This window comes from Halospina sp. K52047b, from assembly GCF_008709855.1.
In the GTDB taxonomy this organism is placed as follows: Bacteria; Pseudomonadota; Gammaproteobacteria; order Pseudomonadales; family Oleiphilaceae; genus Halospina; species Halospina utahensis_B.
On sequence record NZ_VYJH01000011.1, the window covers coordinates 35,066 to 54,933 of the forward strand.

Annotated in this window: 21 protein-coding genes; 11 read left to right on the forward strand and 10 right to left on the reverse strand. The window is 64.2% G+C overall.

Annotated elements, in window-relative coordinates; all coding sequences use genetic code 11:
• Positions 1–58: 58 nt before the first annotated feature.
• Both F3089_RS15915 and F3089_RS12840 read left to right on the forward strand, forming a co-directional pair.
• On the forward strand, positions 59–823 hold the full coding sequence (locus F3089_RS15915) for a hypothetical protein (protein WP_192497378.1): 765 nt from the start codon (positions 59–61) through the stop codon (positions 821–823).
• Positions 824–890: 67 nt separating this feature from the next.
• A complete protein-coding gene (locus tag F3089_RS12840) occupies positions 891–2,624 on the forward strand; it encodes a bifunctional protein-serine/threonine kinase/phosphatase (RefSeq protein WP_151441192.1) in 1,734 nt (577 codons plus the stop codon).
• A 4-nt stretch (positions 2,625–2,628) separates the two neighbouring features.
• Here F3089_RS12840 and F3089_RS12845 read toward each other — a convergent pair whose 3' ends face one another.
• Positions 2,629–3,546, reverse strand: coding sequence for an oxidoreductase (locus F3089_RS12845; protein WP_192497379.1), 918 nt, complete (start codon positions 3,544–3,546; stop codon positions 2,629–2,631).
• A gap of 153 nt (positions 3,547–3,699) precedes the next feature.
• Here F3089_RS12845 and djlA point away from each other — a divergent pair, with 153 nt between their 5' ends.
• Complete coding sequence (gene djlA, locus F3089_RS12850) at positions 3,700–4,464, forward strand: co-chaperone DjlA (RefSeq protein ID WP_095616474.1); 765 nt, start codon at positions 3,700–3,702, stop codon at positions 4,462–4,464.
• On the opposite strand, the gene F3089_RS12855 is transcribed toward djlA, so the two are convergent.
• The 3 genes from F3089_RS12855 to F3089_RS12865 form a co-directional block, all read right to left on the reverse strand.
• Positions 4,465–5,235, reverse strand: a complete 771-nt coding sequence (locus F3089_RS12855; protein WP_095616475.1) for an adenosylcobinamide-GDP ribazoletransferase — start codon at positions 5,233–5,235, stop codon at positions 4,465–4,467.
• Between the two features lie 113 nt (positions 5,236–5,348).
• A complete protein-coding gene (gene polA / locus F3089_RS12860) occupies positions 5,349–8,081 on the reverse strand; it encodes a DNA polymerase I (RefSeq protein WP_151441193.1) in 2,733 nt (910 codons plus the stop codon).
• A gap of 12 nt (positions 8,082–8,093) precedes the next feature.
• On the reverse strand, positions 8,094–8,447 hold the full coding sequence (locus F3089_RS12865) for a fibronectin type III domain-containing protein (protein ID WP_151441194.1): 354 nt from the start codon (positions 8,445–8,447) through the stop codon (positions 8,094–8,096).
• 138 nt (positions 8,448–8,585) lie between these two features.
• On the opposite strand from F3089_RS12865, the gene F3089_RS12870 reads away from it, so the two are divergent.
• Positions 8,586–9,008 carry a hypothetical protein gene (locus F3089_RS12870; protein ID WP_151441195.1) on the forward strand — a complete coding sequence of 141 codons (423 nt, stop codon included), beginning with the start codon at positions 8,586–8,588 and terminating at the stop codon, positions 9,006–9,008.
• Between the two features lie 67 nt (positions 9,009–9,075).
• Here F3089_RS12870 and F3089_RS12875 read toward each other — a convergent pair whose 3' ends face one another.
• Both F3089_RS12875 and pyrE read right to left on the reverse strand, forming a co-directional pair.
• Positions 9,076–9,747, reverse strand: a complete 672-nt coding sequence (locus F3089_RS12875; RefSeq protein ID WP_151441196.1) for a DUF4124 domain-containing protein — start codon at positions 9,745–9,747, stop codon at positions 9,076–9,078.
• Between the two features lie 25 nt (positions 9,748–9,772).
• The gene (pyrE, locus tag F3089_RS12880) at positions 9,773–10,417 is read right to left on the reverse strand and encodes an orotate phosphoribosyltransferase (RefSeq protein ID WP_151441253.1); all 645 of its coding nucleotides are present in this window, start codon (positions 10,415–10,417) and stop codon (positions 9,773–9,775) included.
• A gap of 81 nt (positions 10,418–10,498) precedes the next feature.
• On the opposite strand from pyrE, the gene F3089_RS16085 reads away from it, so the two are divergent.
• Together F3089_RS16085 and F3089_RS12885 are read left to right on the forward strand one after the other, a co-directional pair.
• The gene (locus F3089_RS16085; protein WP_225741757.1) at positions 10,499–10,807 is read left to right on the forward strand and encodes an exonuclease/endonuclease/phosphatase family protein; all 309 of its coding nucleotides are present in this window, start codon (positions 10,499–10,501) and stop codon (positions 10,805–10,807) included.
• Positions 10,768–11,274: an exonuclease/endonuclease/phosphatase family protein gene (locus tag F3089_RS12885; protein WP_225741758.1), complete on the forward strand. Its 507-nt coding sequence runs from the start codon at positions 10,768–10,770 to the stop codon at positions 11,272–11,274. Before F3089_RS16085 ends, F3089_RS12885 begins: the two co-directional genes overlap by 40 nt.
• On the opposite strand, the gene rph is transcribed toward F3089_RS12885, so the two are convergent.
• Positions 11,275–11,991: a ribonuclease PH gene (gene rph / locus F3089_RS12890; RefSeq protein WP_151441197.1), complete on the reverse strand. Its 717-nt coding sequence runs from the start codon at positions 11,989–11,991 to the stop codon at positions 11,275–11,277. It abuts the gene before it with no gap.
• A 124-nt stretch (positions 11,992–12,115) separates the two neighbouring features.
• Between rph and F3089_RS12895 the strand changes: the two genes are divergently transcribed.
• From F3089_RS12895 to ridA, 5 genes are all read left to right on the forward strand, one after another.
• Positions 12,116–12,985: a YicC/YloC family endoribonuclease gene (locus F3089_RS12895; protein ID WP_225741759.1), complete on the forward strand. Its 870-nt coding sequence runs from the start codon at positions 12,116–12,118 to the stop codon at positions 12,983–12,985.
• Between the two features lie 7 nt (positions 12,986–12,992).
• Entirely contained in the window at positions 12,993–13,628 is a 636-nt protein-coding gene (gene gmk / locus F3089_RS12900) for a guanylate kinase (protein WP_151441198.1), read from the forward strand.
• Between the two features lie 68 nt (positions 13,629–13,696).
• Complete coding sequence (rpoZ, locus tag F3089_RS12905; protein ID WP_151441199.1) at positions 13,697–13,981, forward strand: DNA-directed RNA polymerase subunit omega; 285 nt, start codon at positions 13,697–13,699, stop codon at positions 13,979–13,981.
• 150 nt (positions 13,982–14,131) lie between these two features.
• Entirely contained in the window at positions 14,132–16,258 is a 2,127-nt protein-coding gene (locus tag F3089_RS12910; protein ID WP_151441200.1) for a RelA/SpoT family protein, read from the forward strand.
• Between the two features lie 64 nt (positions 16,259–16,322).
• The gene (ridA, locus tag F3089_RS12915) at positions 16,323–16,709 is read left to right on the forward strand and encodes a deaminase RidA (RefSeq protein WP_095616497.1); all 387 of its coding nucleotides are present in this window, start codon (positions 16,323–16,325) and stop codon (positions 16,707–16,709) included.
• A gap of 2 nt (positions 16,710–16,711) precedes the next feature.
• Here ridA and F3089_RS12920 read toward each other — a convergent pair whose 3' ends face one another.
• From F3089_RS12920 to F3089_RS12930, 3 genes are read right to left on the reverse strand one after another with little or no spacing between them, the layout of a single operon-like run.
• Positions 16,712–17,401 (reverse strand): exonuclease domain-containing protein, encoded by a 690-nt coding sequence (locus F3089_RS12920; protein WP_095616498.1) that lies wholly within the window; start codon positions 17,399–17,401, stop codon positions 16,712–16,714.
• Positions 17,401–19,260 (reverse strand): putative nucleotidyltransferase substrate binding domain-containing protein, encoded by a 1,860-nt coding sequence (locus tag F3089_RS12925; protein ID WP_151441201.1) that lies wholly within the window; start codon positions 19,258–19,260, stop codon positions 17,401–17,403. Before F3089_RS12925 ends, F3089_RS12920 begins: the two co-directional genes overlap by 1 nt.
• A complete protein-coding gene (locus F3089_RS12930; protein WP_151441202.1) occupies positions 19,257–19,754 on the reverse strand; it encodes a hypothetical protein in 498 nt (165 codons plus the stop codon). The genes F3089_RS12925 and F3089_RS12930 overlap by 4 nt, the downstream gene beginning before the upstream one ends.
• Positions 19,755–19,868: the final 114 nt, after the last annotated feature.

Below are 19,868 nucleotides of genomic sequence, written 5' to 3' on the forward strand. Positions count from 1 at the left end.
ACTGCATGCATCAATAGCGCGTCACCTCCAACAATAATCCGATACGACGGGGCTTTACATGAAACACACGGTGGTACTGGTCATTGCGTCGCTGGCCCTGACGGGCTGCGCTGGTGGTTACTGGCAATGGGATTCCGACGAGCGCACCACCGGATCCCAGGAGATGGAAGCGCGGGACACGGCGGAGACTGCGCAGGCATCGGAATCCGCGGAGCCGGATCGTCAGGACGATGCCGCGCCAGAGGAGAGCCAGAGCACCACCTCCGGGGCTGATACGGACACCGCGACAGAGGCGACGGCAGCCGCTTCCGAAGAGGAGGCCGGAAGCACGGAGGCCGGGGCGTCCGGAGCAGCGGATGATGAGCAGATGGCTGACGCCTCAACAGACCCGGAGCCAGCACCTGAGCCCGAGCCTGCGTCCGATCCTGAACCGGAACCGCAGCCTGAACCCGAGCCTGAGCCGGCACCTGAGCCTTCATCCGAGCCGGAGCCGGAGCCGGAGCCGGAGCCGGAGACTGAGACTGCATCCGCTTCTGACGCGGAGCCCGCGACCGACACCGGTGCCGACGAGCAGGAGGTTGGGAACAATCCAGGCAGTAACCTCATGTGCAGTCTGGGTGGTGGGCCTGCGGCCTACGTCAACATGAAGCCCTCGGAACATCCACCGCTGACGGACGGTGAATACCAGCGTCTCCAGCAGCAGCTGCAGGAGCGTGCAGCGGCCGGTGAGGATGTCGCCAAGTATCGTGAGGAGATCGAACGCGGGCGTTCGGAAGGCGGTGTGATGGCCTGGTTCTACCGCTGCTGGCTGGAGACGTCCTGAACGCTGGTATCGCACTTGCATATACTGCCGGGTCATTCACCCGGCAAGGCAGGGCGGCTCCGCATTCATGGCATCCAGGCTGACGGTCTCCATTGGCCAGTGTTCCAGAAAGGGGCACAAAAGCGTTAATCAGGATTTTTACGGTGCATGCCGGCCGCAGGGGTCGGAACTGGAGACCAAGGGGATCGCTGTGGCCCTGGCGGACGGCATCGGCAGCAGTGATGTCAGCCAGGTGGCCAGCCAGGCAGCAGTTACCGGGTTTTTCGAGGACTATTACGCCACGCCCGAGGCCTGGTCCGTCAGTAACGCCGCCCAGCGGGTGATTGCCGCCACCAACTCCTGGCTTCACGCCCAGACCCGCCGCAGCCAGTACCGCTACGACATGGATCGCGGCTACGTCTGTACCCTCAGTGCCCTGGTACTGAAGGGCACTTCCGCCCACCTCTTTCATGTCGGTGACAGCCGCATCTACCGGCTCCAGGGCAGCGCGCTCGAGCAGCTCACCGAGGATCACCGCATCCGGGTCTCCCCGGAGGAGAACCACCTGGCACGGGCCATGGGTGGGGATGAGCGAGTGGAGATCGATTACCAGCGTGTACGCATCGAGCCCGGTGATGTCTTTGTGCTCACGACCGATGGCGTGCATGAATTCCTGAGGCCCGCCGCCATGGCGCGGATGATCGCCGGAGGTGGGGGCGACCTTGATGGGGTGGCCCGCCAGATCGTCGATCAGGCCTACGACGAGGGCAGTGATGACAATCTGACCGTGCAGGTGGTGCGCATTGATTCGGTGCCGGAACAGGCGCAGCCCGCGGAGGCCGTACAGAACCTGATCGGACTGCCGTTTCCCCCGGTGCTGGACCCGCCCGTGATATTCGAGGGCTATCGCCTGCAGCGCCAGCTCCATGCCAGCGCCCGCAGCCATGTCTATCTGGCGGTGGTGGAAAGGACCGGCGAACGGGTCGCACTCAAGACACTGGCCACGGAGATGCGCGATGATCCGGGGCAGGTGGAACGCTTCCTGATGGAGGAGTGGATTGCCCAGCGCATCAATCATGCGCATGTGGCCGGCGCCCGTGCGCCGCAGCAGGAACGGCACTATCTCTACACCGTCATGGAATTCATTGAGGGGCGCACCCTGGCCCAGTGGATGACCGACAACCCGCAGCCGACACTCGAGGCCGTACGGGACATCGTGGAACAGGTCGCCAGAGGGCTGCAGGCCTTCCATCGCCTGGAGATGGTGCATCGGGATCTGCGCCCGGCCAATGTCATGATCGACCAGGAGGGCACCGCCAAGCTGATCGATTTCGGCTCGACCCGGGTCCCGGGCGTCCTGGAAATGGTTCCGGTGACCGTCGATGAGGGCCCACTGGGCACTGCCGCCTATTCCGCGCCGGAGTATTTCCTGGAGGGTGAGGGTACGATGCGCTCGGACATCTATTCCCTGGGGGTGATCACCTACCAGATGCTGACCGGCCAGCTGCCCTACGGTACGGAGGTGGCGAAGGCCCGGAGCCGTTCTGCCATGCACCGGCTGCGTTACCAGTCGGTGCGCCTCTATAACCCGGAGCTGCCGGTCTGGCTGGATGGAGTGCTGCGAAAGGCACTGCACCCGGATCCCTACAGGCGCTACGAGGCCCTTTCGGAATTCACCTTCAACCTGCGCCACCCCGGCCGCGAGGCCTACAGCCAGGCCCCGCTGCCTCTTGTGGAGAGGGACCCGGTGCGCTTCTGGCAGGGCATGTCACTGGTCCTCGCGAGCGCGGTGGTGACCCTCCTTGTGTTGCTGTTTGTCTGACGGCTCAGCGCTCCAGGTCGGCGTAGCGGACACCGGTCAGGTCCTCGGAGACGGACCAGAGCTTGTGGGCGACTTCCTGGTTGCGGGCCAGTCGCCTTATATTGGCTTCCGCTGGCATGCCCCAGAGCTCCTGGAAACCATGGGGGCCATAGTACTGGCCAGGCTCCGCCTGGGGTGAGGTGGCCGCGAACACGCTGGGGTAGGCCCCCTTCTCCTGGGACTGCGCGGTCACCGCGTTGAACAGGCTGTGCCCGGGAATGGTGCGCTGCAGGTTGGTCGCTGAGTAGCCCGGGTGTACAGCGATTGACTGGATGGTGTCCCGGGCGCTGCGCAGCCGCCGGTCAAACTCCAGGGCGAACATCAGGTTGGCCAGCTTGCTCTGGCCGTAGAACCGCCAGCGCTGGTAGCCCCTGCTGGCATCCAGGTTCTCGAAATCGAGGCTGCCAATGCGGTGGGCCAGGCTGCTGACGGTCACCACGCGAGCGCGCTCCGCCGCCCGCAGTCGATCCATGAGAAGGCCGGTGAGGGCGAAGTGGCCCAGGTGATTGGTGCCGAACTGCATCTCGAAGCCATCCCGGGTGTACTGCAGGGGCGGCGCCATGACGCCGGCATTGTTGAGCAGTATGTCCAGCTTCGGGTAGTGGTCGTTGATGCGCTGGGCGAAGTCCCGTATGGAAGACAGGTCTGACAGGTCCAGCTGCATCAGGTTGAGGTCGACATCCGGGGCACGGGCCCGGATGTGGTCCATGGCTGACTGCCCCTTCTCCCGGTTGCGGCATGCCATGATGACGTGGGCGCCCCGTTGGGCCAGCCTGCGCGTGGATTCCAGTCCGAGCCCACTGTTGGCACCGGTAATCAGCACCGTGCGGTCCGTGAGATCCGGAATGTCCGCGGGCGTCCATGGAATGGGGTTGCGGCTCATGGATTGTCCCTCCTGTAGGTTCCTTTCCGCATCAGCCTATACAAGCGCAGAGGCCGGGGCCAGGCATGTCGGTCCTGTTATCCGCCTGTCCCCCGGTCGGCCATTCCTTTACCATGGCGGAGATTCTGCCAGCGAACGACGGAGATGGACTGAATGTTCCTTGCGATACTGATTGGCGGCCTGATCGGGTCGGCCTTCGGCCTGCCCGGTGCCCTCATCGGCGCCCTCATTGGTGGCGGCCTGGTGTACTGGGGGCGCATGAAGCTGTACCGGCGCGTACGTGAGGTCCAGTCGCGCTTCATGGAATCCGTTTTCGCGGTGATGGGGGCCGTCTGCAAGGCCGATGGTGTTGTCACCCAGGACGAGATCCAGGTGGCCGAGGCCCTGTTTGAGCGCTTCCATCTGAATGAAAGCCAGCGCGAAGCCGCCAAGGCCGCCTTCAACCGCGGCAAGGCCGATGACTTCGATCTGGATGCCGAGCTGCGTGAATTCCTGCGCCGCAGCGGTGGCCAGTCCGGCCTGCTGCAGATGTTCCTGCAGGTGCAGGTCGCCGCCGTTGCTGCGGACGGGGAAGTGCACGAGAACGAGCATGACATGCTGGTGCGCGTGGCCCGCGGGCTGGGATTGTCGGAGAGCCAGGTGGAACAGCTCGAGGCCATGCTGCGCGGTGGCGCCGCCGGCGGTGCCGCGGAACAGCAGCAGTCCCTGGAGGATGCCTACAAGGTACTGGGGGTTTCCCCGGAGGCGAGCGACGCCGAACTCAAGAAGGCCTATCGCAAGCTGATGAGCGAGAACCACCCGGACAAGCTGGCCGGGCGCGGCATGCCCGATAGCATGCGCGAGATGGCCGAAGAAAAGACCCAGGAAATCGCCAACGCGTACGACCGTATCAAGAAAGCGCGCGAACAGGCGGCGTGATTACAGCGCCACGAGAAGGGCCAGCAGCACCAGTTCCGTCAGCACGATGGCCGCGCCGAGCGCATCCCCGGTGTAACCTCCCAGCGCCCGGTGCAGCTGCCAGCCCCATAGAAGCCCGACCAGGGCCGTGGCGACCACGAAAGCCATCATCAATCCCGGCAGCCAGCAGACAGCCACCCCGGCCAGCAGCACGCTGAACACCGTGGCCACCGTCAGCCGGGGCAACGGGAACGTATCCGCGACCGGTTTGGTCTTGCTCGTATCCGTGTCCGTCACATAGGGCATCAGCGCCATCAGGAACAACGGCGTCACGCGCGCCAGCGCCGGCGTGACCAGCAACACCACCCAGATTGGCAGGGGCGCGAGCTCCACCAGCAGCGCCACCTTCAGTGCCAGCGCCCCGACCAGCGCCACCGTCCCGTAGGTCCCGATGCGGCTGTCCTTCATGATGGTCAGACGTTTCTCCACCGTGAACCCGCCGCCCAGCGCATCCACCGCATCCGCCAGCCCATCCTCATGAAAGGCGCCGGTCAGCCAGAGGTGGAAAATCACCACCCCGATGACACTTACCACCAGCGGAAAGAACGTCGCCAGCACCTGGTACCCCAGAGCATAGAGCGCTCCCAGAACCAGTCCCGCCAGCGGGAAGTACATACTGCTCTGGTTCATCAGCTGCTGCGAATAATCAATCCGCACCGGCATCGGAATACGGCTGATGAATCCCAGACAGAGCCAGAAGGCCTGCCACTCGTGCTGCAAGGTGGTTTTCATAATGATTCCCGGTTTGTTTCCCATGTAGGAGCGAGCTTGCTCGCGATAAGACAGGAATCGCCTGCAAGCAGGCTCCTACAGTGGCGGTGCATCGATCTAGACCCTGACGGGAATCAGTGCGCCTCGTCCCAGTTCTTCCCTACACCCGCCTCAACGAGCAACGGCACCTCAAGCTGGGCCGCCCCACTCATCAGCTCCTCAAGCAACGACCCCAACTGCGACACCTGGTCCTCCCGGACCTCCACGATCAGTTCGTCGTGCACCTGCATCGTCATGCGCGCATCAAACCCGGAGTCCGCGATGCGATTCTCGACCATCACCATCGCCTTCTTGATGATGTCCGCTGCCGTGCCCTGCATGGGTGCGTTGATGGCCGTGCGCTCCGCGCCCTGGCGCAGCTGACCGTTGCGGCTGTTGATCTCCGGCAGGTAGAGGCGCCGGCCGAACAGCGTCTCCACATAGCCCTGGTCATGGGCCGTCTTGCGGATGCGGTCCATGTACTCGAGCACGCCGGGGTAACGCTCGAAATAGCGGTCGATGTAGCCCTGGGCCTCATCCCGGGGAATGCCCAGCTGGCGCCCCAGCCCCCAGGCCGACATGCCGTAGATGAGCCCGAAGTTGATGGCCTTGGCATCCCGGCGCTGGGAGTCACTCACGTCCTGACGCGCCACGCCGAAGACTTCCGAGGCCGTGGCCTTGTGGATGTCCTCACCATGGGCGAAGGCGTTCAGCAGCCCCCGGTCGCCGGACAGGTGCGCCATGATGCGCAGCTCGATCTGGGAATAGTCCGCCGCGATCAGCCGGTAGCCCTCCGGCGCGACGAAGGCCTGGCGGATGCGCCGGCCCTCCTCGGTGCGGATGGGGATGTTCTGCAGGTTCGGGTCCGAGGACGAGAGCCGCCCGGTGGCCGTCACCGCCTGGTGGTAGGAGGTGTGGATACGCCCGGTGCGTGCGTTGATCACCTCCGGCAGCCGGTCCGTATAGGTGGACTTGAGCTTGCTCAGGCTGCGGTGCTCCAGGATCACGCGCGGCAGTTCGTAGTCCACCGCCAGTTCCTGGAGCACCGGCTCGGCCGTGGAAGGCGCCCCCTTGGGCGTCTTCTTGAGCACCGGCATGCCCAGCTTCTCATAGAAGATCTTCTGCAGCTGCTGGGGCGAGCCCAGGTTGAACTCCTCGCCGGCCTGCTCCCAGGCCTGCTCCTCCAGGGCCTTCATGCGCTCGGCCAGTTCGCCACTCTGGGTGGCCAGAAGGTTGGCATCCACCAGAGTGCCGCGGTATTCCATGTGGGCCAACACCGGCACCAGCGGCAGCTCGATGTCGTGGTAGACCGACTCCAGGGACGGGTCGTCCTTCAGGCGCGGACGCAGCGTCTCATGGAGCTGGAAGGTGATGTCCGCATCCTCGGCGGCGTAATGGCCGGCGGTCTCCAGTTCGATCTCATCGAAGCGCTTCTGCTTGGCGCCCTTGCCGGCGATGCTCTCGAAGCTGGTGACCTCGCGCTCCAGGTAACGCTGGGCCAGGGTGCCCATGTCGTGGCGCGAGCCCGATGAGTTCAGCACGTAGGACTGGAGCATGGTGTCTTCGATGCCGCCGCGCAGGGTGATGGCGTGGTTGGCCAGCACATTGATGTCGTACTTGAGGTTCTGGCCGATCTTGACCCGTGCCGGGTCCTCCAGCAGCGGGCGCAGCTGCTCCAGTACGTCGTCGCATTCCAGCTGATCCGGTGCGCCCAGATAACTGTGCCCCAGGGGCACGTAGGCGGCGGTACCGGACTCGACGGCAAAGGAAACGCCCACGATGCGCGCGTCCATGTAATTGAGGCTGGTGGTTTCCGTGTCGAAGGCGAACGCCGGCGCATCGCGCAGCGTGGTCAGCCAGGCATCCAGCGCTTCCTGATCCAGGACAGTGTGGTAATCCGTGCTCGCCGGTGTGTTCGCGGTGTTCGGATTCTCGCCTGCGTCGGATTGCGGTTGCTCGCCGCCGCCGTTTTCCAGTTCCCGGATCCAGCCGCGGAACTCCATCTCCCGGAACTGTTCCAGCAGTTGATCCCGGTCCACCGGTTCAGGATCCAGCGCTTCCACGCTGTAGCCCAGGTCCAGCTCCGTGCGGATACGGGCCAGATCCCGGCTCAGGGGTAATTGGTCAAGGGCCGCGCGCAGGTTCTCGCCGATCTTGCCGCCCACTTCATCCGCATGGGCCATGAGGTTGTCCAGGTTGTCGTACTGCTGGAGCCACTTCACGGCCGTCTTGGGCCCGCACTTGGTTACGCCGGGGATGTTGTCCACGGTATCGCCCACCAGTGCCAGGTAGTCCACGATCTGCTCCGGCGTCACGCCGAACTTCTCGATCACGCCCTCCCGGTCCATCGTGGTCTCATTCATGGTGTTGATCAGCGAGACATGGTCGCTGACCAGCTGGGCCATGTCCTTGTCGCCGGTGGAGATGATCACGTCCACCCCCTTGTCCGTGGCCTCGTTGGCCAGGGTGCCGATGACGTCATCCGCCTCCATACCCTCTTCGATCAGCAGCGGCAGGCCCATGGCGCGGATGATGGCGTGGATGGGCTGGATCTGGCCGGCCAGCTCCTCGGGCATTTCCGGGCGGTTGGCCTTGTAGTCCTCGTACAGCTCGTGCCGGAAGGTTTTGCCGCGGGGGTCGAAGACCACGGCAATGGGGGAGCCGGGATAATCCTGCTGCAGCCGGCGGATCATGCTGATCACGCCCTTGACCGCACCCGTGGGCTGGCCGTTGGAGGTGGTCAGTGGCGGCAGGGCATGGAAGGCGCGGAACAGATAGGAAGAGCCGTCCACTAGGACGACAGGGCGGTCTTTGCTGAGCTCAATCATGGAGGTGTCGCTTCAGGGTATGGTAACGCGGAGTGTTTCAGAACGGGGGCTTTCCAGTCCAGAGGTGTCCAGGGTGGAGACGGCGAACTGGTATTCCCCTGAGGGCAGCTGCGAGGGCTGCCACTGAGTGGTGCCGGCTTGCTCAATCACCTGGACATCGAAGTCGGGGTCCCCCGACTGGCGGTAATAGACCCGGTACCCCTCGATTTCCCCGGGGTAGAGCTTGCTGCCGTCGACGCGGGTAAGCGGTGCCTCCCAGCCCAGGGTTACGGTGTTGTCCTCGTCGCTGCTGGACACGCACCCTGAAATCAGAAAGACGGGGATCAGGGCGTATAATCTCAGGCGGAATCCGAACATGGACGCCATTATGAGGTTATTTCCGGCGACTGCAACCCGCTTTTTTACACCATTAGTATGTGTATTCTAATTATTCCCCGTAGTGTGCATGGTGAAGTAATCAATGGGTGCAGGCGCGCCGAATGATCCATTCAAAGGAGGTTCATCATGAGTAAGATCCGCGATTATCAGCAGCAGGTACAGGACGTGATCGAAAAGGGCATCAACACTGTTGAGAAGCAGCACAAGACCCTGGCCGAGCGGCCCTTCGAACTTGCCGAGAAGGTTGAGCAGCAGGCCAAGAGCTACAGTGTGAAGTCCGTGCGCGCCAAGCACGACGACTACGCCAACACCGCGTACGAAACCCTGCGCGTGTGGAACCAGCGTCTGGGCGACTATGCCAACAGCCTGATCGGCCGCTTCGACAAGGAAGCAGCTCCGGCTGAGAAGCAGGCTGAGCAGAAGAGCGCCAGCAGTGCCCAGTCCGGCGCCCAGAAGAAGTCCGCATCCAGCGCCAGCAAGCAGTCCAGCGGTGCCAAGAAGAGCACCGGCGGCGCGAAGAAGCAGACTGAGAGTCAGGCTTCCGCGTAAGGCCTCAGCCTTCGGGCTGAAATGGAACGGGCAGTGGCGCGAGCCGCTGCCCGTTTTTTATGGAATGTCAGTCGCCCATCGTGGCCAGTTCCTCGCGGGCCGTCTCTTCCTCCGGGATGGTCAGGGGTAAACTGCGCTTCTTCCCGGTCAGCTTCTCAAGGCGTTTGATCTTGTCCCGGTAGTCCTCACGGGTCTGTTCCGCCCTGCTGATCTCTTGCTGGATCTCGTTCAGCAGAGCGGTTTTTTCCGCGCGCTGGGTTTCCATCTTCTCACGCAGGGATTCCGGAACCTCCTGGCCGGTACGTTCCTGGTTGGCGGCACGTTTCTGGAGGTTCGCGATCTGCCCTTCGATATTTTTTATGTTGGCCAGCTTCAGGCGCACGGTTCCGAAGCGCTCGCGCAGCTTGCGCTGAAGGGCGCGCACCGCGTCATCCGGTGAGCTGTACTGGCGCAGCAGCCGCCGGTCCTCTTTTTTCTGTTCCTCGCGTTCCTTTTCGAGCCGTTCCTGGCGTTCGCGCTCCCGACGGCGTTCGGCCAGCTCTTCCTCGGTCGGCGGTGGCGGGACCTTCTCGATGACGCGGCCACTTTTGTTGAGCACTTCATAACCCTGTTTGAGCGCTTCCCGGGGCAGTGTGTTGCTCATGACCGTCCTGCCCTCCTCGGTCTCATACCGGTACATCTCGCCGAAGACGGGCGCGGTCAGGGTCAGGCACAGTGCAGTCAGTAACCATCGGTACATCGGGGGTTCTCTCCAGTCCGCGTGCTCACGCCACGCCGTAGGTGTCCCGGTAGCGGGCTACTTCTTCAGCATAGTCCGACATGTCCGGCAGTTCGCGCAGGTACTCCAGGATCTGGTCGAGGCTGATGATGCTCACCACCGGTATGTCGAATTCCGCCTCCACCTCCTGGATGGCGGAGCGTTCCGCCTGGCCCTTTTCCTGGCGGTCCAGAGCCACCAGGACGCCGGCCGGTGTTGCGCCTGCGGCCTGGATGCGCTCGATGGATTCACGCACGGCGGTGCCGGCGGTGATCACGTCGTCCACGATCAGGACCCGGCCTTCCAGCGGGGCGCCCACGATGTCGCCGCCCTCGCCGTGGGCCTTGTCTTCCTTGCGGTTGAAGGCCCAGGGCAGGTCCAGGCGATGGTGGGTGGCCAGTGCCGAGGCGGTGGCGGTGGCCAGGGGAATGCCCTTGTAGGCCGGGCCGAAGACCATGTCGAACTCCAGGTCGCTGCGTGTCAGCGCCTGGGCATAGGCCTGGCCGAGCCGGGCCAGATCGCTGCCGCGCTGGAAAAGGCCCGTATTGAAGAAATACGGGCTGGTGCGGCCGGATTTCAGTTCGAACTCCCCGAAGCGGAGCACTTTGCGGGCAATGGCGAACTCGATGAACTCTCTCTGATAGGTTTCGATCATAGGGGCCTTCGGGGTCAGCGTATTTTGTCCATTGGCAAGCATGGGTATGATACACACAAATCGATACTGGAATCATTTATGCGGGTCGTTACAGTCAGTGTCAACGGATTGCGCGAGGCAATCAGCAAGGGGTTTTTCGAGTGGCTCGCGGAGCAGGATGCGGACGTGGTGGCGGTTCAGGATCACCGGGTGCGGGTCGCGGAGATCGAGGATGATCCGGCGCTGACCCCCGAGGGCTATCAGGCCTGGTTCGTGGATGCGGAGAATCCGGAAAGCGGCGGTGTGGGGTTCTACACCCGGCATTTCCCCAAGGCCATCATCTACGGCTTCAACTACGGGCCGGGGATATGGAGGGCCGTTATCTGCAGGCGGACTTCCAGAGACTGAGTGTGGCGTCCGTGCTGGCGCCGGCGGCCGACGAGGCCGGTGGGGAGCAGGCCCGCGACGCCTTCATGGAGGCCTTCCTGACCCATACCGGCAAGACCGCCCGGAAGCGGCGCCAGTACATCATCTGCGCCAATCTGCGCACTGCCCACCGGGACGAGGACGCCGACTCCTTCTTCCACCGCCAGCCTGTTTCCGGATTCCTGCCCCATGAGCGGGCCTGGATGGACGAGCTGTTCAACCAGCAGGGCTACCTGGATGCTTTCCGCTCACTGGAGGCGGATGACAGGGCAGCGTCCTGGTGGCCGGAGTGGGCGCGCAACTGGCGTCGGGCCGCCGGCTGGCGGACGGACTACCAGATGCTGACACCGGGCCTGCACGATGCGCTTGAGGATGGCTGGATCGACACGGACGCGGGGTTCTCCGACCACGCGCCCGTGGTGATGGATTACCGCATCTCGCCGGAGTGATTACCCGGCAAGCGCGGCCTTCTGGGCCTCGAACAGCTCGTTGATGCCCTTGCGTGCCAGACCCAGCATGGCATCCAGCTCCTGCTGCTCGAACGACTCGCCTTCCGCCGTACCCTGGATCTCGATGAAGCCGCCCCTGTCCGTCATGATCACGTTCATGTCGGTCTCCGCCGAGGAATCTTCCGGATAGTCCAGGTCCAGAACGGGCGTGCCGTCATAGACGCCCACCGAAATGGCGCCGACCATCTGCTTGAGCGGGCTGCGGCTCAACCGGCCGTTGGCGACCAGGGTGTTGAGGGCATCCACCAGGGCCACACAGCCGCCGGTGATCGCCGCGGTACGGGTGCCGCCATCGGCCTGGATAACGTCGCAGTCAATCACGATGCTGTGCTCGCCCAGCGCTTCCAGGTCCACGGCCGCGCGCAGTGAGCGCCCGATCAGGCGCTGGATCTCGATGGTGCGCCCGCCCTGCTTGCCGCGGCTGGCCTCACGGCCCATGCGGTCGCCGGTGGAACGGGGCAGCATGCCGTACTCGGCGGTTACCCAGCCCTGGCCCTGGCCTTTGAGGAAGGGGGGCACTTTGTTCTCCACACTGGCGGTACAGATCACGCGGGTGTCACCGAACTCGGTCAGGACGGCCCCCTCGGCGTGCTTGGTGTAGTGGCGGGTCAGGCGGATATCGCGCAGTTGATCGGGGTTTCGGCCACTCGGGCGCATGCTCGCTCCTCAGGGTTGATGGATGGTCAGGGCGCAGAGTCTAGCATGCCAGCCGGGGTACGGGCGTGCGCTTGCCAGCGGTGATATACTGCGCGGTTCATGCTCGAGCGCAACGGGAGTGGCCATGGCCACACTGAACAGCATGACGGCGTTCGCACGCCGCCGGAGCCAGGCGGCGTGGGGCACGCTGACGTGCGAATGCCGCACCGTGAATCACCGCTATCTGGATCCATCCCTGCGTCTGCCGGAACCGCTGCGTCACCGGGAGATGGCGTACCGGGAACGCCTTGGCCGGCGTCTCTCACGGGGGCGGGTGGAACTCCAGTTCCGGCTGGAGGAGGCTGAGCGGGCGTCCGGTGAGGAGCCGGATCCGGTGGCGCTGCGCCGCCTGCGCCAGTCCATGGTCCGGGTGGAGCAGGAGATCGGGGACACGGCACCGGTCTCACCACTGGATGTCCTGCGGTGGCCGGGCGTGCTCTCCGGTGGCGAATTGCCGGAGGAAGCCGTTGTGGCAGCCGCGGACGAGCTGCTTGAGCTTACCCTTGATGACGTGGATGAGCAGCGCCGCCGGGAAGGTGAGCGCCTGGTGCCCCTGCTGGAGGAACGGCTGGGTGCCATTGAGGCGTACGTGGCGGAACTGCGTCGGAGCATGCCGGAATGGCGAGAGCAGCAGCGCCAGCGGTTGGTGGAGCGTCTGGCGGAGCTTGGAGCTGAACCGGCGGATGAGCGCCTGGCGCAGGAACTGGCAATCCTGGCCCAGAAAGCGGACGTATCCGAGGAGCTGGACCGGCTTGATGCCCATGTTGCGGAAGTCCGGGCAGCGCTGGAACAGACCGGTCCGGTGGGTCGGCGCCTGGATTTCCTGATGCAGGAACTCAACCGGGAGGCCAACACCCTCAGCAGCAAGTCCACGGCGGCGGAACTGACCCGTGTGGCGGTGGAGATCAAGGTGCTGATTGAACAGACGCGCGAACAAGTACAGAACGTGGAGTAATCCGATCATGAGCGAGCAGCCTTACCTGGGCACGCTATTTGTGGTGTCGGCGCCTTCCGGGGCGGGCAAGACCAGCCTGGTATCCCAGGCGCTGGAGCGCGACCCGGCACTGACCGTTTCGGTGTCGCACACCACACGGCCGGCGCGCCCGGGCGAGCAGGATGGCGTCAACTATCACTTCGTCACCGAGCAGGAGTTCCTGTCGCTCATGGAAGCGGGCACCTTCCTGGAGCACGCGCAGGTGTTCGACAACTACTACGGCACCTCCGGGGACTGGGTGGATGAGCAGCTTGCCGCCGGCCTGGACGTGATCCTGGAGATCGACTGGCAGGGGGCGCAGCAGATCCGGCGCCTGCGTCCGCACGCTGTCTCCGTGTTCATTGTACCGCCTTCGCCGGAAGCCCTGCGCGACCGGCTCCACGGGCGCGGCCAGGACAGTGGCGAGGTGATCGAGCGCCGTCTGCACGAGGCTGCCGAGGAATGCCGGCATGTGGCTGAGTACGACTACCTGGTGGTCAATGACGACTTTGAGCGCGCCCTGAACGAGCTGCTGGTGGTCATCCGTGCCCAGCGCCAGTGTCTGAGCCGCCAGAGCCAGCGCCACGAGGCACTGCTGAAGGCGCTGTCGAAGGCTGATCAGTAATGGCCATAAAGCGATCACTGGTGTTACAGTGTGCAACCCAGTGACCCAAACACGAGCAGAGGTAATCCATGGCACGCGTCACCGTTGAGGACTGTCTGGACCACGTCGACAATCGCTTCCAGCTTGTCATGCTTTCCACCAGGCGGGCCCGCCAGCTGGCTACCTATGGCAGTGAGCCCAAGGTGCCGCCGGAGAATGACAAGCCGACGGTTCTGGCCCTGCGTGAGATCGCGGCCGGCAAGATCAGCTTCGAGAGCGTTGAAGCCGACGAACGGGCGATGCAGGCGGAAGTCGGTGAATCCGCACCCGCTGCCAGCGCGCCGTCCAGCGAAGAAGGCGAAGCCGAGGGCTGAAGCGATCGGCCTGAGTCAGTAAAACCGGGGTGACCCCGGTTTTTTTATGCGTGTACACGCTATAATTGGGTAGAACGATAAAGGGAGTGAAAACCGGGCAGGGAGTGCACCCCGCTTAATCACCACGTACCGGAGCGTCCGGAAGAGCCGATGTCGACGATCGACGCACTGGCGGAACGACTGGGAAACTACCTGGATGACCAGAAGGTCAACCAGGTGCGGCGGGCCTATTTCTATGCGGAACAGGCCCATGAGGGCCAGTATCGCCGCAGTGGCGAGCGCTACATCAGTCACCCGCTGGCGGTGGCGAGCATCCTGGCGCAGCTCAATCTCGACCATCAGAGTCTGATGGCGGCCATGCTCCATGACGTCATCGAGGACACGGGCATCCCCAAGGACGCGCTCATCGAGCAGTTTGGCGCCCCGGTCGCCGAGCTGGTGGATGGCGTCAGCAAGCTCACGCAGATTGAGTTCCGTTCCCGTGCCGAGGCGCAGGCGGAAAACTTCCAGAAGATGACCCTGGCCATGGCGCGTGACATCCGCGTGATCCTGGTCAAGCTGGCGGACCGGCTGCACAACATGCGCACCCTCGGCCCCCTGAACCCCGAGAAACGCCGCCGCATCGCCACCGAGACCCTCGACATCTACGCCCCCATCGCCCACCGCCTCGGCATGCACAGCCTGTGCGTGGAGCTGGAGGACCTGGGATTTGCCGCCATGTACCCGATGCGCTCGCAATACATCGCCAAGGCGGTGCGCAAGCTGCGGGGCGATCACCATGAGATCATCAACGAGATCCGCGCCGGCCTCGAGTCCAAGCTGCAGGAGCGCGGGCTGCCCGGACGCATTAAGGGGCGCGAGAAACACCTGAACTCCATCTACAACAAGATGAAGTTCAAGCACAAATCCTTCGGCGAGATCATGGACGTCTACGCGTTCCGGATTGTTACCGACTCCGTGGACGACTGCTACCGTATCCTGGGCGCGGTTCACAGTCTCTACAAACCACTGCCGGGGCGCTTCAAGGACTACATCGCCATGCCCAAGGCCAATGGCTATCAGTCGCTCCACACCACGCTGTTCGGCAAGCACGTGAACATCGAGATCCAGATCCGCACGGAGGAGATGGAAAGCGTCGCCAACCACGGCATTGCCGCCCACTGGATGTACAAGGACGAATCTGATGTGGGCGAGGTCAACCAGAAACGGGTTGACCGCTGGCTGGAAGGGCTCATGGAAATGCGTGAGCGGGCGGACGACTCCCTGGAATTCATCGAGCACGTGAAGGTGGATCTGTTCCCGGACGAGATCTACGTGTTCACACCCAAAGGCCGGATTATGGAGATGCCACGCGGCGCAACGCCGGTGGACTTCGCTTACGCCATCCACACCGACATCGGTAACGCCTGTGTCGCCTGCCGCGTGGACCGCCAGCTCGCCTCGCTCAGCCAGCCGCTGCAGAGCGGCCAGACGGTGGAGATCATCACGGCGCCCGGGGCCCGGCCCAGTCCGGTCTGGCTCAACTATGTGGTAACCGGCAAGGCGCGCTCGAGCATCCGCCACGCCCTCAAGACCCAGCAGCGCAAGGAGTCGGTGGATCTGGGGCGTCAGCTCCTGAGCCGTTCTCTGAACAGTCTCGGCACACGCCTGGATGACCTGGGTGATGCCCGGGTCCGGCGGGTGCTTGAGCACAACCAGGTGGAGAGCTTCGAGCGGCTGCTGGCGGATATCGGGATCGGTAACCGCATGGCCTACATCGTTGCCCGCCAGCTGGCGCCGGATACCGGCGAGGACAGTGATGCGACGCCGGCCCTGGAGGACACCCGGGCTGGCCAGACCATGACCATTGCCGGCAGCGAGGGCTCGATCATCCAGTTCGCGGACTGCTGCCAGCCCATTCCGGGGGACCCCATCGTGGGCCGCATGAGTTCCGGCAGCGGCATGGTGATCCACTCCGAGCGCTGCGAGAGCGTGCGCCATCTGGACGCGGACTCACCCCAGCTGGTCTATCTGAGCTGGGCCAAGGACATCACCGATGACTTCTCGGTTGAGCTGCGTGTGGAGACGGCGCGGAAGCGGGGGCTGATTGCCGAGCTGGCCAATACCGTGGCCCTGGCGGAGGCCAACCTCGAGGGGATCAACGTGGACGAGTACGACGCCCGCCACAGTGTCGTCGTCATGACCCTGCATGTGCGCGGACGTACCCAGCTGGCACGGATCATGCGGCGCATCCGCAACCTGCGCACGGTCAAATCCGTTACCCGGGTACGCCGTTGACAGCGCCGCGCCAGCGGGCGAGCATCGTGTTTTTCCGCTACAGACGACAGGAACGCCGTAACCCATGACGAACAAGTCCATTATCCAGACGGATACCGCCCCCGAAGCCATTGGCCCCTATTCCCAGGCCGTGAAGGCGGGGGATACGGTCTATCTCTCCGGCCAGATCCCGCTGGATCCGCGGACCATGGACCTGGTGCCCGGCGGTTTTGAGGAACAGGTCAAGCGGGTCTTCGAGAACCTGAAGGCCGTCTGTGAGGCTTCCGGGGGCAACATCCAGGACCTGGTCAAGCTCAATATCTACCTCACCGACATGGGCAACTTCGCCATCGTCAACGAGATCATGACCACCGTCTTCACCGAGCCCTATCCCGCGCGCGCCGCCATTGGCGTGGCGGCACTGCCCAAGGGCGCGCAGGTGGAGATGGATGCCATCATGGTGCTGAAGTAGGGTCAGACCCGGCTGAGGCAGTCCTTGACCCTGGGGCCGTCACCGCCGAAGTGGCGGGCCCAGGCCATGAAGAGTTCCCCGCACGCCAGGGCATCCTCCAACGCATTGTGCGCATTGGTTTCCGGCAGGCCATAACGCTCGCGGCACCGGTTCAGGCGCAGAACATTCCCCGGCATTGTCTGCTCGCGCTGGAACAGGCGTTTTTTCTCCAGCACCAGTGTGTCCGCCGTGGGCTGGAACCAGTCCATGCCGAACTGTTCCCGGTAGGCGGCGCGCAGAAACCCTGTGTCCAGAGGTGCATGGTGCATGACCGGGAGGCGGTCGGTCATTGCCCTTGCCAGCATGCGTAATGCGGAGGGCAGATCCACGCCTTCGCTGCGGTCCGTGTCCCGGATGTGATGGATGGTGGCGCTGTCGCCCACCAGGTTGCGGCTGTCGATCAGCAGGTGCCGGGCCGTGTCCAGCCGGATCCGGCCGCGGTCCACCGCCACCCAGCCGAAGCTGATGATGTAGCCGGTCTTCGGGTCGAGGCCGGTGGTTTCCAGGTCGATGGCCAGCCAGTCCACCTCATCCCAGAGGGCGTTGGTGTCCGGCCAGGGGCTTGCCAGGAGGCGCTGCAGCGTCGGGTCCGGGAAGGGGTGGCGGGCATAGCGGCGCCGTGCCCGCTCCCGGCGGGCGCGGGTCAGCCACATCAGCGCATCCCCTGGCGGTAGGCCAGGCGCACCGACTTCTGGGCGCTGTCCACCAGCTGGAAGGCGTCACGCAGCTGTTCGCGGGCCAGTTTGGGCAGGTTGCGTGGGTTGCAGTAGTTGCTCAGCTCCTCGCCCTCACGGATCTGGTCCGCCTGTACCTGGAGCCGCACCTGCATCAGAAAGCGCAGGGCGTCCTGCAGGTTGCGTGCGTCATACCGGGTCATGTGCTTGCCGCGGGCCAGCTCGTCCAACCGTTCCAGCGTGTTGATGCGGTCAACCCCGGATGCCAGGGCGTGCAGCCGCACAATTTCGATGATCGGCAGCAGACCACGCTTCTTCAGGTTCAGGGTGTCCTTGTGATCGCCGTTGCGCTCCACCACGAAGCGCCGGAAGATGCCGATGGGCGGGCTGCCTTCCAGCACGTTCTCCGCCAGGGCGGCCTGGAAGATGGAGTTGGCCCGGACCCGTTCCAGCATGTGGGACTGGACCCGGCTGGTAAGAGAGGCGTCGCCGTGGACGGTGCGGAGATCGAAGGCGATGCTGATCTCCATCACATGGTGTGGGCTGAAACTGGTGACCCAGTTGTCCACGGCCTCGTACCAGCCCGTGAGCCGGCGCCGCCAGAAGGGATTGGTGGCCATGACGTTGCCATTGCAGTAGACATAGCCGCACTCATTGAGCCAGTCGCTGACCCTGGTGGCCAGCTTCTCGAACCAGGCCACGTCCTCGTCGGTGGCCTCGTCCGCGATCACCAGGCCGTTATCCTGATCGGCGTTGAGCAGCTGCTCCGCCCGCGCCTGGGAGCCGAAGCACAGCCAGGCGAAGGGCACCGGGGCCGGGCCCAGTTCGTCCAGGGCCATTTCGATCAGCCGGTTGGTTACGGTATCGCTGATGGCGGTGAGGATGTGGCTGACCTGATCCGCCGGTACCCCGGCATCCGTCCAGCGCAGCAGGAACTGGGGAATGTCGCGAAGCACCGTCTGCATGGTGGCGACCGATTCCTGGCGTGACAGGCGCTGGACGATGTAGACCGGGTCGTCCTGGCGGGCTGTGATCAGGTCCGAGGTGGTGAGGATGCCTACAGGCCTGCGGTCCTCAAGCACCGGAAGGTGGTGCATGCGGTGGCGGGTCATCAGCAGGGTGGCGTCAAACAGGGTCGCCTTACGCTCGAGGCTCACCGGGTCCGCCGTCATGATTTCGGAAACCGGGGTGTCCGGCGAACGGCGCGCCGCCAGTACCCGGCTGCGGAGGTCGCGGTCGGTGACGATGCCGCTCAGCTTGCCGTCATTGAGCACCAGTGCCGAGGAAACCCGGCGGCTGGACATCATCTCCGCCAGCTCGCAGACGGGCGTCTCCTCGCTGGTGGTGACCAGATCGGTGGCCATCAGGCTGGTTACCGGCGTGAGCATGCCATCCGGTGACACCATGCTGCGGGTGGCCCGGAACAGGCGCCGGCTGCGCTGGCCATGGAAGAAACGGTCGAAGTCCCGGAAGCGCCCGCGCAGGTCCTGGTAGGCCTTCTGCGGCAGGAAGTAGATCAGGCTGTCCTCGATCAGGACCGCCCGCACACCGGGTTCCTGCTGGAGAAGCCCGCTCAGGGCGAAGCTTTCGCCCTCGGCCAGACGGTCGAGCAGCTCGCCGTCCTGGCTGCGGATCTCGACGGCACCACTTCGCAGAATACGCAGTCCCTGATCCCGGGTGTTCTCGTTGAACACATGCCCGTTGCGGAAATAGCCGATCTCCATCTCATGGACAATGCGCTCAACCTCTCCTTCGGGCAGGGCGTTGAAGGGCAGTGTCTGGCGGATGAAATCCGCGATGGAGGCCAGCTCTGGCGGCAGGGACTGGGTTTCGGTCATTTCCGGAAGTCCTCCCCGAAACTGGTTTCGTAATCGATGAAGACGGTCTTGGCCTCGCCGTAGTAGCTGGTGCCGTCCGCCCGGGCCAGGACGCGCATGCGGGCCTTGGTGCTCGCTTCTCCCGGAATCACGCCTTCCCAGCGGGTGCGTCTGTCGTTGGCCGGCTCCAGAGCGGTCTGTTCCGTTTTCTCCGCGCCGGGGTTGACCCAGCCCATGGTCATGGCGTCCAGCGGGTGGGCGGACTCCAGCCGCACCGCCAGCTGGTTCTCGCCGCCGGCCCGGTCCACCTGGATAGCCAGTTCAAAGTTGCCGTTGCTCATGGTGCAGGTGCCACTCTCATAGCGGCAGTTGGAGTCACCGATCAGCTCGTAACCAAGCCCCTCCTTCGCCGGCTCCTTGCGGTCACCGAGGGCGCTGTCCGCAGCGTACCAGGCCAGGATGGCCAGAATCGGAGCAACCAGAAGCGCGACAATGAAATGGAAGTTGCGGAACATGCAGGGCCTCTGAATCGGGAAAGGGAATTGCCGGGAGAATACTCTGTGACAACAGGGCACTCTCGCGGCAGCTCCGTAAAGGGTAGCTGAAACCGGACAGTGCTGCCGAAGCAG